General features: G+C 70.9%; 12 protein-coding genes. 9 read left to right on the forward strand and 3 right to left on the reverse strand.

From position 1 onward, the window contains the following. Positions 1 to 86: 86 nt before the first annotated feature. From ABIA33_RS00280 to ABIA33_RS00290, 3 genes are all read left to right on the forward strand, one after another. Positions 87 to 1,910, forward strand: coding sequence for a threonine/serine exporter family protein (locus tag ABIA33_RS00280; protein WP_370075563.1), 1,824 nt, complete (start codon positions 87 to 89; stop codon positions 1,908 to 1,910). Positions 1,911 to 1,958: 48 nt separating this feature from the next. After that, the gene (locus tag ABIA33_RS00285; RefSeq protein ID WP_370075565.1) at positions 1,959 to 3,026 is read left to right on the forward strand and encodes a hypothetical protein; all 1,068 of its coding nucleotides are present in this window, start codon (positions 1,959 to 1,961) and stop codon (positions 3,024 to 3,026) included. A 93-nt stretch (positions 3,027 to 3,119) separates the two neighbouring features. Beyond that, on the forward strand, positions 3,120 to 4,379 hold the full coding sequence (locus ABIA33_RS00290) for a C40 family peptidase (RefSeq protein ID WP_370075567.1): 1,260 nt from the start codon (positions 3,120 to 3,122) through the stop codon (positions 4,377 to 4,379). Between the two features lie 16 nt (positions 4,380 to 4,395). On the opposite strand, the gene ABIA33_RS00295 is transcribed toward ABIA33_RS00290, so the two are convergent. Continuing rightward, on the reverse strand, positions 4,396 to 4,860 hold the full coding sequence (locus ABIA33_RS00295) for a DUF5990 family protein (protein WP_370075578.1): 465 nt from the start codon (positions 4,858 to 4,860) through the stop codon (positions 4,396 to 4,398). Positions 4,861 to 4,935: 75 nt separating this feature from the next. Further along, positions 4,936 to 5,430 carry an inorganic diphosphatase gene (locus ABIA33_RS00300; RefSeq protein ID WP_370075580.1) on the reverse strand — a complete coding sequence of 165 codons (495 nt, stop codon included), beginning with the start codon at positions 5,428 to 5,430 and terminating at the stop codon, positions 4,936 to 4,938. A gap of 111 nt (positions 5,431 to 5,541) precedes the next feature. Between ABIA33_RS00300 and dacB the strand changes: the two genes are divergently transcribed. The 6 genes from dacB to folE all read left to right on the forward strand — a co-directional run bounded on the left by dacB (position 5,542) and on the right by folE (position 13,387). After that, positions 5,542 to 7,176, forward strand: coding sequence for a D-alanyl-D-alanine carboxypeptidase/D-alanyl-D-alanine-endopeptidase (gene dacB, locus ABIA33_RS00305; protein WP_370075582.1), 1,635 nt, complete (start codon positions 5,542 to 5,544; stop codon positions 7,174 to 7,176). 27 nt (positions 7,177 to 7,203) lie between these two features. Continuing rightward, positions 7,204 to 8,361 carry a zinc-dependent metalloprotease gene (locus ABIA33_RS00310; RefSeq protein ID WP_370075584.1) on the forward strand — a complete coding sequence of 386 codons (1,158 nt, stop codon included), beginning with the start codon at positions 7,204 to 7,206 and terminating at the stop codon, positions 8,359 to 8,361. Between the two features lie 275 nt (positions 8,362 to 8,636). Continuing rightward, entirely contained in the window at positions 8,637 to 9,746 is a 1,110-nt protein-coding gene (gene tilS / locus ABIA33_RS00315) for a tRNA lysidine(34) synthetase TilS (protein WP_370075586.1), read from the forward strand. Between the two features lie 65 nt (positions 9,747 to 9,811). Continuing rightward, a complete protein-coding gene (gene hpt, locus ABIA33_RS00320; protein ID WP_370075588.1) occupies positions 9,812 to 10,366 on the forward strand; it encodes a hypoxanthine phosphoribosyltransferase in 555 nt (184 codons plus the stop codon). Between the two features lie 247 nt (positions 10,367 to 10,613). Beyond that, a complete protein-coding gene (ftsH, locus tag ABIA33_RS00325; RefSeq protein WP_370075590.1) occupies positions 10,614 to 12,623 on the forward strand; it encodes an ATP-dependent zinc metalloprotease FtsH in 2,010 nt (669 codons plus the stop codon). A 155-nt stretch (positions 12,624 to 12,778) separates the two neighbouring features. Continuing rightward, complete coding sequence (gene folE / locus ABIA33_RS00330) at positions 12,779 to 13,387, forward strand: GTP cyclohydrolase I FolE (RefSeq protein WP_370075592.1); 609 nt, start codon at positions 12,779 to 12,781, stop codon at positions 13,385 to 13,387. A gap of 301 nt (positions 13,388 to 13,688) precedes the next feature. On the opposite strand, the gene ABIA33_RS00335 is transcribed toward folE, so the two are convergent. Then, a complete protein-coding gene (locus tag ABIA33_RS00335) occupies positions 13,689 to 14,876 on the reverse strand; it encodes an alpha/beta hydrolase (RefSeq protein WP_370075594.1) in 1,188 nt (395 codons plus the stop codon). Positions 14,877 to 15,078: the final 202 nt, after the last annotated feature.

Here is a 15,078-nt window from a genome sequence, read left to right on the forward strand (position 1 = left end):
CGCCGTCGGGGCCCGGGTGTGCGTTGCCCCGGGCGATCGGGCAAGGTGGTGACCGAGCAGACGGTCAGTTCGGCGAGGAGCAGCGGGTGCCCGAGGGCGGAAAGCCAAGTCGACGGGGTCGGCCATCAGTCGAGCGGGGCGCCCGGGACGAAGGGGACGAAGCGGCATCCCCCGCACCCGGGACCCCCGGTCCGGGAACGCCCGCACCCGGAACGCCCGCACTCGGAACGCCCGCCGTCGCGTCACCCGATACCGCGCCGTCCGAAGAAGCTCCGTCGCGCGACGCCGGCGGCGCGGAAGCGCCGCTGCCCGACGCCCCGCTCTCGGTCACGCCCGGACTGCTCGGCCACGCCGAGCCGGTCGGCACCACGCCCTCCTCACTGGAACAGGGCCCCGCCCCTGCCGGCACCACCTCCGTGCCCGACCGCCCCGCCGACGAGTGGGCGGCCCTCGGCTACACCCCGGCGGCGGGGATATCCCTCGCCCAGCTCCGGGTCGGAGCCCCGGGCGCGGCACCCTGGCCGGACCGGATGCGCACCCTGCTGCGCACGCCGATGTCCGAACGCCCCGCGTTCGAGCGCACCTCCGTCCCCGAGCAGGCCGAGGTCGTCCGCAACGTCCCCCGGATCCTCGACCTGACCCTGCGGATCGGCGAGCTGCTCCTCGCCAGCGGTGAGAGCGCCGAGGACGTCGAGGCGGCGATGCTCGGCGTCAGCCATGCCTACGGTCTGGACCGGTGCGAGCCGCAGGTCACCTTCACCCTGATCTCGATCTCCTACCAACCCTCCCTGGTCGATCCGCCGGTCACCTCGTCCCGGGTGGTGCGGCGCCGAGGCTCCGACTACACCCGCCTGGCGGCGGTGTACCGGCTGGTCGCCGACATCACCAGCGAGGAGGCCAGCGTCGAGGAGGCCTACCGCCGGTTCGCCGAGATCCGCCGCAACCGGCACCCCTACCCCGGCTGGCTGCTTTCCCTGGCTACGGGACTGCTCGCCGGTTCGGCGACGCTGCTGGTCGGCGGGACGGCCGACCCGCAGGCATGGCTGGTGTTCGTCACCGCCTTCGTCGCCTCCGTCATCGGCGACCGGCTGGCCTGGGCTGTGTCCACCCGAGGGCTGCCGGAGTTCTACCAGTTCGTCGTCGCGGCCATGCCCGCCGCCGCGCTGGGCGTGGTCCTGACCCTGGGCCAGAGCGGGCTGCGCGGATCCGTCGTGATCACCGGTGGCCTGTTCGCCCTGCTGCCGGGCCGCGCGCTGGTCGCGGCCGTGGCCGACGGCCTCACCGGCTTCTACATCACCGCCGCCGCCCGGCTGCTCGAAGTGCTCTACCTGGTCGTCGGCATCGTGCTGGGCGTGCTGCTGGTGCTCTACGTGGGCGTGAAGTTCGACGCTTCGCTGCACCCCGAGCAGTCCATCGGCGGCAAGCCCTTCCCGGCGCTGCAACTCCCCGCAGCCATGGCGCTGACCCTGTTCTTCGCGGTGCTGCTGCAGACCTCCCGCCGGGTCCTGCCGGTGGTCACCCTCCTCGGCGGCGTCGGCTGGACGGTGTTCGGCGTGCTCACCGTGCGGGCGAACGTCTCGCCGATCATCGCCACCGGGATCGCCGCCGGAATGGTGGGGCTGTTCGGCCAGCTGGCCTCGCGCTACCGTTACGCCTCCTCGCTGCCGTACGTCACCGCCGCGCTCGGCCCGCTGCTGCCGGGATCGGTGATCTACCTGGGGCTGCTGTCCTTCGCCAAGGGCCAGCCCCTGACCGGACTGATCGCTGTCAGCCGGGCCGCTGCCATCGCCCTGGCGCTGGCCGTCGGCGTGAACCTCGGCGGCGAGGTGGCCAGGCTGTTCATGAAGGTCCCGCCGGGCCACGGTCCGGCCGTCGTGCGGCCCGCCGCGAAACGCACCCGCGGGTTCTGAGCGGCGGCCGCCCCCCATTTGCCGGTCGGTCTGAGGAAGGAGCACCCGATGTGGTCCGATTTCTGGGACACCTACGCGCATCACATCCAGGATCCCGGCAAGCAACCCCTGTTCCTGGTCCTGGTCGGATTCATCGGCTCCTTCCTCGCCATCCGCTTCAGCGTGCGCATGATCCGACGCGGAGTCAGGTGGTGGCCGGGCAACGTCACCCCTGGCGGGTTGCACATCCACCACGTGGTCTTCGGCCTGTTCTTCCTGCTCCTCGGTGGGATCGGAGCCTTCGCGACGGCCGGGACCCACCCCTGGCTGGACGGCTTCGGCCTGGTCTTCGGCATCGGCTGCGGGCTCGTCCTCGACGAGTTCGCGTTGCTGCTGCACCTGGAGGACGTGTACTGGAGCGAGCAGGGCCGCAAGTCCGTGGACGCGGTGATCGTCGGCATCCTCTTCACCGGCCTGCTGCTCGTCGGCTACCTCCCGCTCGGGGTGACACCCGGCAGCGACGTCCACTGGCAGCTGATCGCGATCATCTGTGCCAACGCGCTGTTCTCGATCGTGACCCTGTTCAAGGGCAAGTTCTGGAGCGGGATGATCGGCATCATGGTGCCCGGCGTCTCCTGGATCGGCGCACTTCGGCTGGCCCGTCCCAACAGCCCCTGGGCACGCTGGCGCTACAGCCACCGCCCGCGCAAGTACGCCCGTGCCCGCCGCCGCGAGGCTCGCTGGCACCGCCGGGCCGACTCCGCGCGACAGTGGCTCTTCGACCTCATCGCGGGCAAGCCCACTCCGCCGGGAGCGCGGCCCACCCGCGCACATCTGATCGCCGAGCGCATGGCCGAACGGGTCGCGGTCCGGATGTCCGCCAGACCGGAACGCCCCGCGTACCTCCAGCTCGACGAGCAGCGGGTGCGCCGCCTGGCACGGTTGAACCGGCTAGCCGCCCGCCGCGCCACCAGCACCGACCTCGGCCCGCACCACCCCGCGCCGCGCCCGCCCGCGGCTGCCGCCGTGCCGCCGCCGTCCGTGACGAGCCAGCGCTCCCGACGCCGCGCCGCGGTCGACCGCCGCCGCACCGTCGCCGCCGGACGCCGTCGCGCCAGCGCGAGACGGCGTCGCTGACGGGGCGTCACCCGGTCGGCCCGCCGGCACTGCGTACCGGACCGGGTCGTGGGGACACTGTGGTGTCCGGGTCGACGAATCGGGAGGTCACCAGTGGTCCGCTGCAAGCCTCGCCGCCCCGGTCCGGACTCCCCGTCCTCCTCTGCCGCACCCTCCCGGGCGGTCGCCGTCCTGGCCCTGGCGCTGGCCCTCGCCATCGTCGCCACCCTCCCGCTCAGCCGTCCCGCCGCCGCCGACGACCCCTCGCCACCGAGTGCGGCGGCAGTCAGCGCGGCGCAGGCCGCGGCGTCCCGGCGCGCCGCTCAGGTCGCCGCGGTCGAGGCCGAGCTCGCCACCGCGCAGACCGCGGAGCAGGCCCTCGACTTCCAGGCCGAGCAAGCGGTGGAGCGATACAACGGTGCGACGGTCCGTCAGCAGCAGGCAGAGGCCCGCTTCGTCACGGCAGCGGCCGCCGCCGCCCGGGCAGCCGCCGACCGTCAGGCCGCCCGACGGGCGGCCTCGGCACTGGCGGCCGAGCAGTACCGCCTGGGCGTACCGCCCGCCCTGGCGGCTTTCCAGGGGCTGCTGCGGGCCGAGAACCCGCGGTCCGCGGACATCGAACGTCAGGCCCTGCACGCCGTCGACAGCCAGGCCCGCACGGTCGTGGACGAGGCCAACGGCACGGCCGCCCGGGCTGCGGCCGCCTCGTCCGCGGCCGCGCACGCCGCCGCCGACGCCCGGCAGGCCACCGTCGCAGTCGAGCAGGCGACCGTTCAGGTCCAGGCCCAGCTGGCGGCGCAGCACGCCCAGGTCGCTCAGATCGACGCCCAGCGCATCACCCTGCTGGTGCAGCTCGCCCTCGCGGAGCAGGTCTCCGTCGACCTGGCCCGCCAACGCCAACAGGCGCTCGCCGTCGCTGCCGCCAAGGCCGCCGCCGAGGCCGCCCGCCAGGCGGCCCTGGCCGCCGCCGCCCGCCACTCCTCCGTCGACGGTACGAGCGGCTACCGCCCCGGCGACGCCTCCGCCGCCGTCGCGTTCGCCAGGGCCCAGCTCGGCCGCCCCTACGTGTGGGGCGGCGCGGGGCCGGACACCTTCGACTGCTCGGGGCTGACCATGCGCGCCTGGGAGCACGCGGGCGTCGAGCTCCCGCACTTCGCCGCCGACCAGTACGCCGAGTCCACGCCGCTCTCCTACAGCCAGATCCGCCCCGGTGACCTGGTCTTCTGGTCCCACAACGGCAGCCCGCAGGACATCTACCACGTGGCGATCTACCTCGGCGACGACCAGATGATCGAGGCACCCCGTACCGGAGACGTGGTCAAGACCGCCAGCCTCTGGATCATGGGCACCCCCACCTTCTACGCCTGCCCCTGACGTCTCCCTGGCACTTCTAGGCGGTCCAGCTCACCCAGGGCGGGACGACGCGTGCGCACAGCGGGTGGCCCTTCGCGTCGGTGAGGCGGAGCCGGGCGGTCAGCAGGCCGGTGGTGAGGGCGGCGGTGGCCACGTCCGGCGGGATCGCGGCGAGGATCAGCTTCGCCCGGCGGAAGAGGGTGAACGCGCCCCCGGGGTCGACCGTCCCCCAGGAGAGGTAGACGAAGCGCGCGCCGCGTCCGCCCTGGACGTACGGCCCCGTGATGTCCACCGCTCCGTCCGCCACCTGGTCCGTCGCTGGGGTCGCCACGCAGTCGAGCGTCCAGCTCGCGCCCGGGGCGTCGCCGGGGTGGAGCCCGTACAACTCGTCACGGCGGTTCCGGCGCTGGACGGCTACATGGACGTCGCGGTAGCCGGGGAAGTCAGGACTGCCCGCACAGGTACGCCCTGGCAGGTCGTAGCCCTCGATCCGGATCTGCATGGGGCCATTCTGACGCGAAACGCCGCCCCCGGGCCCGGTAGGGGCCGAGGGCGGCGGGGCCGTACTGACGGGACGTCAGTGGGCGTGACCGGAGTCCGCGAGGCGCTTGATCGAGTTGACGATCTCCTCCTCGGCTTCGACGCGGCCGACCCAGTGGGCGCCCTCGACCGACTTGCCGGGCTCCAGGTCCTTGTAGACCTCGAAGAAGTGCTGGATCTCCAGGCGGTCGAACTCCGACACATGGTGGATGTCGCGCAGGTGCTCCCAGCGCGGGTCCGAGGCCGGGACGCAGAGCAGCTTGTCGTCCCCGCCGGCCTCGTCGGTCATGTGGAACATGCCGATGGCCCGGCACTTGATGAGGCAGCCCGGGAAGGTCGGCTCATCGAGGATGACCAGCGCGTCCAGCGGGTCGCCGTCCTCGCCGAGGGTGCCCTCGACGAAGCCGTAGTCGGCCGGGTAGCGGGTCGAGGTGAAGAGCATCCGGTCAAGGAAGATACGACCAGTTTCGTGGTCGACCTCGTACTTGTTCCGCGAACCCTTCGGAATCTCGATCGTGACGTCGAACTCCAAGGCTCCTCCATTCCACGTTTTTAGATCTTGCAGTCAGATCTTCGCAGTCAGACGTTGGTAGCCAATAGTGTCTCCTACGGCATGGGGTGCTTGGGAAAGGGGCAGGTCCGGATGGGTACATGGTGGCACCAGGGGGACACTGCCAAGCGGGCCGCCGCTGTTGTGGCGGCGCACGGTGGGCGGGCCGCCGCGGTGGTGGCGGCGCACGGTGGGCGGGCCGCCGCGGTGGTGGCGGCGCACGGTGCGCGGGCCGCGCGCGCATATGCGCTGGCACCGGTGCGGGGAGTCGCCCTGGTGGCGGGCGGGGTGGGTCTCGCGCTGGCCGCCGGAAGCATCGCCGTCGCCGGGCCGTGGCAGGGCGGCCAGCGGGTCGCGGAGCGGAAGCGCACGCAGGTCACGCACGTCGCACAGGCCGACGGCCGGGTGACGGTCCGCCCCAGGCCGGTCCCGGTGCCGCAGTGGCACCCGGCGCAGGACGTACTACTGCCCGCGACCGGCACCGGTACCGCGAGTGGCACCTCCGTCGGCACCGCGAGCGGCGCCCTGAACCCGGCCGCCCCGCTGCCGACCCGCAGCGGTCTCGCCGCGGCCCTCGATCCCGCCATGAACGCCTCTGTCCTCGGCCAGGTCACCGCGTCCGTCGTGGACGCCGCCACCGGGCAGACGCTCTATACCTCCGATGCGAACACGCCGCAGACCCCCGCCTCCACCAACAAGATCGCCACCTCCGTCGCCGCGCTTTCCCTCCTCGGCCCAGAGCATCGCTTCACCACTCGGGTGGTGACCACGAGTCCGGGAAAAATCGTCCTGGTCGGCGGCGGGGACCCCACCCTCACCGCGGCCGCCACCAGCGGCGACGACCCCCAGTCCAGCCTCGCCACGCTCGCCGACCGCACCGCCGCCGCGCTCAGGGCGAGCGGCACCGGCACCGTGCGCCTTGGGTACGACATATCGCTGTTCACCGGCAGCGCCGTCCACCCCATAGGGATCAACGACAACATCGCCCTGGTGCAGGCACTGACTGTGGACGAGGGCCGGATAGATCCGCACAGCACCGAGAACGCCGCCCGCTACTCCGACCCGGCCGCCACGGCCGCCGACACCTTCGCGTCGCTGCTCCAGGACCGCGGAGTCAACGTGCAGAACACGCCCCAGCAGGAGACCGCCGCCGCCGGAGCGACCCCGGTCGCCGAGGTCAGCTCGCAGCCGCTGGGCGAGATCGTCGAACGGATGCTCACCGAGAGCGACAACGACATCGCCGAGGCGCTCGGCCACCAGGCCGCCCTCGCGGCCCACCAGCCCGCGACCTTCGCCGGCGGAGCGGCGGCCGTGCGGCAGGCTCTCGTCGGGCTCGGGATCCAGCTCGGCAGCGCCCGCCTCTACGACGCCAGCGGCCTCGACGGGAACGACGGGATCCCGGCCGCCGTGCTCACCCAACTGCTGACTCTCGCCGCCTCCCCGGCGCATCCGGAGCTGCGCTCGGTCCTCAGCGGGCTGCCGATCGCGGGTTTCACCGGAACGCTCGACAACCGCTACACGGACGGCAGCAGCACCTCCGGGCTCGGACTGGTCCGCGCGAAGACGGGATCCCTGCAGACCGTCAACACCCTTGCCGGGCTGGTGGTGGACCGTGACGGCAGGCTGCTGGTGTTCGCCTTCATGTCGAACGGCAGCGGAGCAGCCAACTCCGCACGTGCCGCGCTGGACCGCCTCGCCGGGCGCGTAGCCGTATGCGGCTGCCGCTAGCGGACCGGAGCACGTACGGTGGCAGGTATGACGAGCCCGAGCGGCGGTGCGGACATGGCGGATACATCGGACATGGTCGACTGGAATCTCGCGGTCTCCACCGCGACCCGACTGGTACGACCAGGACCGGACGTCACGAGGGAGGAGGCCCGCGAGGCAGTCGCCGAACTGCGCCGGCACGCGACGGCGGCGGAGGAGCACGTACGCGCGTTCACCGGAATGGCGTCCCCGGGCGGAGGAACCCCGGTGCTCGTGGTCGACCGGCCCGGCTGGATCAAGGCCAATGTTGCCGGGTTCCGCACGATCATCGCCCCGCTCACCGAGCGGATGCAGGAGCGCAGGGGGACGATGCCGGGCGGCGCGGCCCTGGGTGCGGTGGGCGGCAAGGTCACCGGCATCGAGGTGGGGATGCTGCTCGCCTTCCTGTCGTCCAAGGTCCTCGGCCAGTACGAGACCTTCGCCCCGGCTGAGGTCCCGTCAGACCTCTCCACTCTCGACGACGAGCACCCGGTGCAGCCGGGCCGGCTGCTCCTGGTCGTCCCCAACATCGTCCAGGTCGAGCGCGAGCTCGGCGTCGACCCGCACGACTTCCGAATGTGGGTCTGCCTGCACGAGGAGACCCACCGCACCCAGTTCACCGCCGTGCCCTGGCTGCGCGACCACATCGAGGGCGAGATCCACGCCTTCCTCGCGCAGACCGACATCGACCCGGCGACCCTGCTGGAGCGGCTGCGCGAAGCGGTCGGCTCGCTGCCCGGCTTCGGCGGCGGTTCGGCCGACGACGGGGAGGGCGGCGCTCCCAGCAGCCTGATCGACGTGGTGCAGACGCCCGCCCAGCGGGAGATCCTGGGGCGGCTCACCGCGGTGATGTCGCTGCTGGAGGGCCACGCCGACGTGGTGATGGACGGCGTCGGACCCGAGGTCGTCCCGACCGTGGCGGAGATCCGGGAGAAGTTCCAGCAGCGCCGCGCCAAGGGCGCCGGACGGATGGACCAGGTGCTGCGCCGGCTGCTCGGGCTGGACGCGAAGATGCGGCAGTACCAGGACGGGGCGGTGTTCGTGCGCGCGGTCGTGGACGCCGTGGGGATGGAGGGGTTCAACCGGGTGTGGACCTCGCCGAACACCCTCCCCACCAAGGAGGAGATCCACAACCCGAGCGCCTGGGTGGCCCGGATCCACAAGTGACGCCGTCCGGCGCCGGGAGGACAGCGGACCTCCGACGCGCCGGGCGTCCCCCGAGTGGAGTACAGCTGAGGGGTGGTCAGCTCGGTCGGTTGCCTGCAGGAAGGTTTCTGCATTCACCCGTCCGAGCGGACCCTTGATGTCACCGGAACCGGGAGGGGCCTCGGCGCGGAAGACTTCTGCGACGATCCCCCTACAACCGTCTGCAACGCACCGGTCACGCTGTGAGACGATTCGGCATCCCCTCAGCTCCGGTCCGCTCCGAGGAGTGATCAATCATGGGTCCGCACCCCGCGGTGGCCGCGATACGCCTGGCAGTACGCCGGGTGCTCAACGACGTCGCCGCCCAGGTACCTGACACCTTCACTGCCCCCGACCTTCCCCCTTCCCCCGTCCTGCCCGACCCCCGCCCCGTGTTCCGTCCGGTCGGCGACGTCGACCCCCGGCACGCCCGGCTCCGTACCCCCCGCCCCCGCCCCGCGCCGGACGCCCCCCTCGTCCTGGTCGCCTGCAGCGGCGGCGCCGACTCCATGGCCCTCGCTGCCGCCACCGCCTTCGAGGCCGCCAAGCTCGGTCTCCGCGCCGGCGCGGTCACCATTGACCACGGCCTGCAGCGGGGTTCCACCGCCCGGGCCGTCGAGGTCGCGGCGCGGCTCCGCGCGCTCGGCCTCGACCCGGTGGACGCCCTCGGCGTGCACGTCGGCCGGGCCGGCGGACCGGAGGCCGCCGCCCGCGACGCCCGCTACGCCGCCCTGGACAGCGCCGCCGAGCGCCACGGCGCGTCCGTCGTCCTCCTCGGCCACACCCGTGACGACCAAGCGGAAACCGTCCTGCTCGGCCTCGCCCGGGGCTCGGGCCCGCGCTCGCTGTCCGGGATGCCGGCCGCCACCGGCCGCTACCGCCGTCCCTTCCTCGAGCTCGATCGGGGCATCACCCGCGCGGCCTGCGCCGTGCTCGACCTGCCGGTCTGGGACGACCCGCACAACACGGACCCCGCCTACACCCGCGCCCGGGTCCGCCACGAGGTCCTGCCGGTCCTGGAGAAGCACCTCGGCGGCGGGGTGGTCGAGGCGCTCGCCCGGACCGCCCGGCTGTTCCGCGACGACGCCGACGCCCTGGACACCTGGGCCGCGCAGGCCGAGGTCGAGGCCCTCAGCGAGGAGGGCCTCGAGGTGGCGAAGCTCGCAGTACTCCCGCCCGCCGTCCGCCGCCGGGTGCTCAGGCGCGGCGCGATCCGGGCCGGAAGCCCCCCCGGCGACCTCTTCGCGCGCCACGTCGAAGCCATGGACCACCTCGTCACCGACTGGCACGGCCAGGGCCCGCTGCACCTGCCCGGTGCCGTCGAACTCCGCCGCCGTTCCGGCCACCTCGCCTTCCGCCGACCGTAGCCATGAACGGGTGTGGCAAGGTTGACGCAGACACCGGATCTCCAGCACTTGAGGAAGTACCGCGGGTGGACGAGAAGGACATGGGCACCGACCTTGCGAAGGTGCTCATCAGCAAGGACGAGATCGACGCCAAGCTGGCCGAACTGGCGGAGCTGGTCGACCGCGACTACGCGGGCAAGGACCTGCTGATCGTGGGAGTGCTCAAGGGCGCGGTGATGGTCATGGCAGACCTGGCCCGGACCCTGCACAGCCCGGTCACCATGGACTGGATGGCCGTCTCCTCGTACGGCATGGGCACCAAGTCCTCCGGCGTGGTCCGTATCCTCAAGGACCTGGACACCGACATCAACGGCCGGGACGTGCTCATCGTCGAGGACATCATCGACTCGGGCCTGACTCTGTCCTGGCTGCTCAGCAATCTGCAGTCGCGTGGCCCCGCCTCGCTGGAGGTCTGCGCGCTGCTGCGCAAGCCCGATGCGGCGAAGGTCTCCATCGACGTGAAGTACGTCGGATTCGACATCCCCAACGAGTTCGTGGTGGGTTACGGACTCGACTACGCGGAGAAGTACCGCAACCTTCCTTTCGTCGGGACTCTCGCCCCGCACGTCTACGGCGGCTGAATACCCCGTGCCTGACCCGGGAACAGGGAGGGGTTTCCCACCGTTGGACCCGGGGAAGGGCCGTTCGACACCGGTGCGCAGTGATTCCCATGGAGAATGACTGCGGTACCGTCCAATAATCCGCCTCAGCAAGTGAGGGCGGATGACCAACCGGTCGAGGTCATACATAGGACGCGTCTCCCAGCTCAGGGCTGGGGACGCCGCACAGTGGCAGGAGGGACGGGGCGGCTGATGTCGCCCCGCATGGATGGACGTGAAGCGATACTTCCGTGCGCCGGTGATGTGGATCGTGCTGGCCGTCCTCGCCGTCGTCGTGCTGATGCAGGTGGTGTCCTCCTCGGCCGGTTACAAGACCGAGGACACCAGCGCCGTCGTCGCCGCGATCAACGACGGCAGGGCCCAGTCGGTCCAGATCACCAATGGCGACAGTCAGATGATCAAGGTCCAGCTGAAGAGCGGCCAGCAGGTCGACGGTTCCAACCAGATCCAGGCGCCGTACGTCTCGGACCAGTACGCCGCGACTCTGTCCGACCAGCTGCAGAAGGACGTCTCGAACAAGACGATCGACAGCTTCACCGTCAAGCAGGACAAGCAGAACGCCTTCGTCGGCCTGCTGCTGTCCTTCCTGCCGTTCGTGCTGATCATCGTGGTGTTCCTGTTCCTGATGAACCAGATGCAGGGCGGCGGATCGCGTGTCATGCAGTTCGGGAAGTCCAAGGCCAAGCTGATCACCAAGGACACCCCCAAGACGACCTTCTCGGACGTCGCCGGTGCTGACGAGGCGGTGGAGGAGCTCCACGAGATCAAGGAGTTCCTGCAGGAGCCGGCCAAGTTCCAGGCCGTCGGCGCCAAGATCCCCAAGGGCGTGCTGCTCTACGGCCCGCCCGGAACCGGCAAGACCCTGCTGGCCCGTGCGGTCGCGGGTGAGGCCGGGGTGCCGTTCTACTCGATCTCGGGCTCCGACTTCGTCGAGATGTTCGTGGGTGTCGGCGCGAGCCGGGTCCGCGACCTGTTCGAGCAGGCCAAGGCGAACGCCCCGGCGATCGTCTTCGTCGACGAGATCGACGCGGTCGGCCGCCACCGCGGCGCCGGCCTCGGCGGTGGGCACGACGAGCGTGAGCAGACCCTCAACCAGCTGCTGGTCGAGATGGACGGCTTCGACGTCAAGGGTGGCGTGATCCTCATCGCGGCCACCAACCGTCCCGACATCCTGGACCCGGCGCTGCTGCGCCCGGGCCGCTTCGACCGCCAGATCGCGGTGGACCGCCCCGATCTCCAGGGTCGCTTCGAGATCCTGAAGGTGCACCAGAAGGGCAAGCCGGTCGCCCCGGACGTCGATCTGATGACCGTCGCCCGTCGCACCCCCGGCTTCACCGGCGCGGACCTGGCCAACGTCCTCAACGAGGCCGCACTGCTCACCGCGCGCAGCGACAAGAAGCTGGTCGACAACTTCACGCTGGACGAGGCGATCGACCGAGTGGTGGCCGGTCCGCAGAAGCGCACGCGGATCATGTCGGAGAAGGAAAAGAAGATCACCGCGTACCACGAGGGCGGTCACGCCCTGGTCGCGGCGGCCTCGCCGAACAGCGACCCGGTGCACAAGGTCACCATCCTCTCCCGCGGCCGGGCCCTGGGTTACACCATGGTCCTCCCGGACGAGGACAGGTACTCGACCACCCGCAACGAGATGCTGGACCAGCTCGCCTACATGATGGGCGGGCGCGCGGCGGAGGAACTGGTCTTCCACGACCCGACCACCGGCGCGTCCAACGACATCGAGAAGGCCACCACCACGGCGCGGGCCATGGTCACCCAGTACGGGATGACCGAGCGCCTGGGTGCGATCAAGTTCGGGACCGACGCCTCCGAGCCCTTCCTGGGACGTGAGATGGGTCACCAGCGCGACTACTCGGAAGAGGTCGCCGGGCTGGTGGACGAAGAGGTCAAGAAGCTGATCGAGAACGCCCACAACGAGGCGTGGGAGATCCTCGTCGAGAACCGGGACGTCCTGGACAACCTGGTGCTCGAACTGCTGGAGAAGGAGACGCTGAACAAGGAGCAGATCGCCGAGATCTTCGCTCCGATCGTGAAGCGCCCCGCCCGCCCGGCCTGGACCGGATCCGCCCGCCGGACCCCGTCCACCCGTCCGCCGGTCCAGTCCCCCAAGGAACTGGCCCTGACCAACGGTGCCGCTCAGCTCGACGCGGCGCCGGTGGTGGACATCGTGAAGCTCCCGCAGGAGCCCACGGAGGGCTAACCCTGGCGAGGCTCTCGCCTCGGAATCGACCGGAATGATAGCCGCTGCCCCAAGGTTCTAACCTTGGGGCAGCGGCTTTGCGGCGTGCAGGCGACCCATGCAGGCAATTCGTGTCGGCAAAGCCAGACGTGCAGGTGACCTACTGGAGGAGACCCATGATCGACCCGGTGACCATCGAGGATCCGACCGGAGCCGTCCGGGTGTTCGACCACAAGCGCGCCGAGGACGCCGTGCGCGAGCTGCTGCTGGCCGTGGGCGAGGATCCCGACCGCGAGGGGCTCCAGCAGACCCCCGCCCGCGTCGCCCGGGCCTACCAGGAGATATTCGCCGGCCTCTGGCAGGAGCCCGAGGACGTGCTGACCACCACCTTCGACCTCGGCCACGACGAGCTGGTGCTGGTCAAGGACATCGAGCTGGTCTCCTGCTGCGAGCACCACCTGCTGCCGTTCCACGGGGTCGCCCACGTCGGCTACATCCCGGCTGCCAGCGGCAAGATCACCGGGCTGTCGAAGCTCGCCCGGCTGGTGGACGTGTACGCCCGCCGCCCGCAGGTGCAGGAGCGGCTCACCACGCAGATCGCGGACTCGCTGATGCGGATCCTCGACGCCCGCGGTGTGATCGTCGTGGTCGAAGCCGAGCACATGTGCATGTCGGTTCGCGGCATCCGCAAGCCCGGTGCCAAGACCCTCACCTCGGCCGTCCGGGGACAGCTGCGCGACGCCGTCACCCGTGCCGAGGCGATGAGCCTCATCATCGGCCGCTAGGAGGGTGCTGAAGATCTAGGCCGGGCTCGCGACGCCCTGCGCTCGCGACGACAGCGGCTCCGCCGCGGGCGCTTGCCGCGTTGTCTCCCCCACCCTTCGGGCGGGAGGTGCCCCCTGGTCGCCCTCTACCAACCACGGTTGGCTCCCTCCTCCGCCTTGCAATCGAAGCCGCAGGACGACGCTCCCTGATCCGGCCTAGATCTTCAGCACCCCTCCTAGCCGGCCGTCCGGCTCGCCCCCGAGCGCGGAGCCGGGAGCTGGGGGCCCCGAGCCCGGCGGCCCGCCGTCCGGCAGGCTCCGGTCAGGAGTCGACCTTGAGCCCGAGGTTGGGCGAGGCGCTGTCGGTGGGCGTCTCCAGCTTGGTGGACATCCAGCGCAGCGCGGCCGGGGTCTCCTGGTTCCAGGTGGTGAAGTTGTGCCCGCCGGACGGCAGGAAGAGCGTCGACACGTGCATCGGGTCCTTCGCCGCCGCGGCGAAGTCCAGGGTGGGCTTGTAGTCGGGCTCGCCCTTCTTGCTGCTCGCGACCAGCACCGACACCGCGGGGGACGGCAGGTTCTTCAGCCGCCACATCAGGTCGTTCTCGTTCTGCAGCTGCTTGCTGCCGCCGAAGAGGTCACCGGTGGTGCTGTCCACGGCCGCCTTGTAGTAGCCGGAGAGGGACGCCGCGGCGCCGAACGCCTCGGGGTGACGCATCGACAGCTTGAGCGCGCAGTAGCCGCCGGTGGAGTCGCCGATCACGCCCCAGTTCACCCCCGCGGTACCGACCCGGTAGCGCGCCGCCATGGCCTCGTGCAGGTCCTTGGTGTAGAAGGTCTCGGCCTGCGGGCCGTTGACGGCGTCCACGCACTCGTTGTCCCTGGGCATGGCGACCGACGGACGCATCATGACCAGGATCGTCGGCTGCATCTGCTTCTGGTAGATCGCCTGGGCCACGACGGTCGGGTACTTCATCCGTGTGATGAGATTCTCAGGCGTGCCCGGGTAGCCGGTGAACACCAGCACCACCGGGAACTTCGCTCTCGCGTAGGCCGGTTCGCCGTACTGCGGCGGCAGGTAGACGTAGGCCGGCTCGTCAAGACCCGTGCCCGAACCCTTGATTGTGACCTTCTGCACACTGCCGCCGCCGACGCCGGTCGGGGCGCCGGGCAGCATCAGCGCCACCGGCTTGGTGTCCAGCACCTGCACCCCGGCAACCTTGGTGGTGGCCGCCGCGCTCGGGTGTACCCCGTCGTTGATGGACACCGGGGCGTTGGTCTGGCCGGTACCCAGCAGGTCGTCCCAGGAGCTGTAGAAGGCACCCCAGTTGTTGGCGGCCAGGCCGATCGCGCCCAGGCTCAGTACCTGACTGGCCAGCAGCATCCCCACCCTGCCCAGCAGCGCCCGCCAGTTGCGCTTGCTCAGACGGGGCCAGACCCAGACCGTCGCCACAAAGCAGAGCACCGCCAAGAACGCGACGAGTATCTGCAGTTTCTGGCTGGTCAGTCCCATGTCCCACATCCTGTACTGGCGGCTTTCCGCATGCGTGTTGAGGGTTCGGTCGCCCGTGGCGGAGTTTGGGCGTGCGGAGGTCTAGACGTTCCAGCATGCCTGGGAAGTTGCTGTGCTTTAGCAAAACGTTATCGGAGAGGGCGAAACTCATGCCTGAAGAGGATGCTCTCCTACTGGGGTCTGACCGAACCCCTTACCTGAG

Origin of the sequence: Streptacidiphilus sp. MAP12-16, from assembly GCF_041262165.1 — a bacterium.
Taxonomy (GTDB): Bacteria; Actinomycetota; Actinomycetes; order Streptomycetales; family Streptomycetaceae; genus Streptacidiphilus.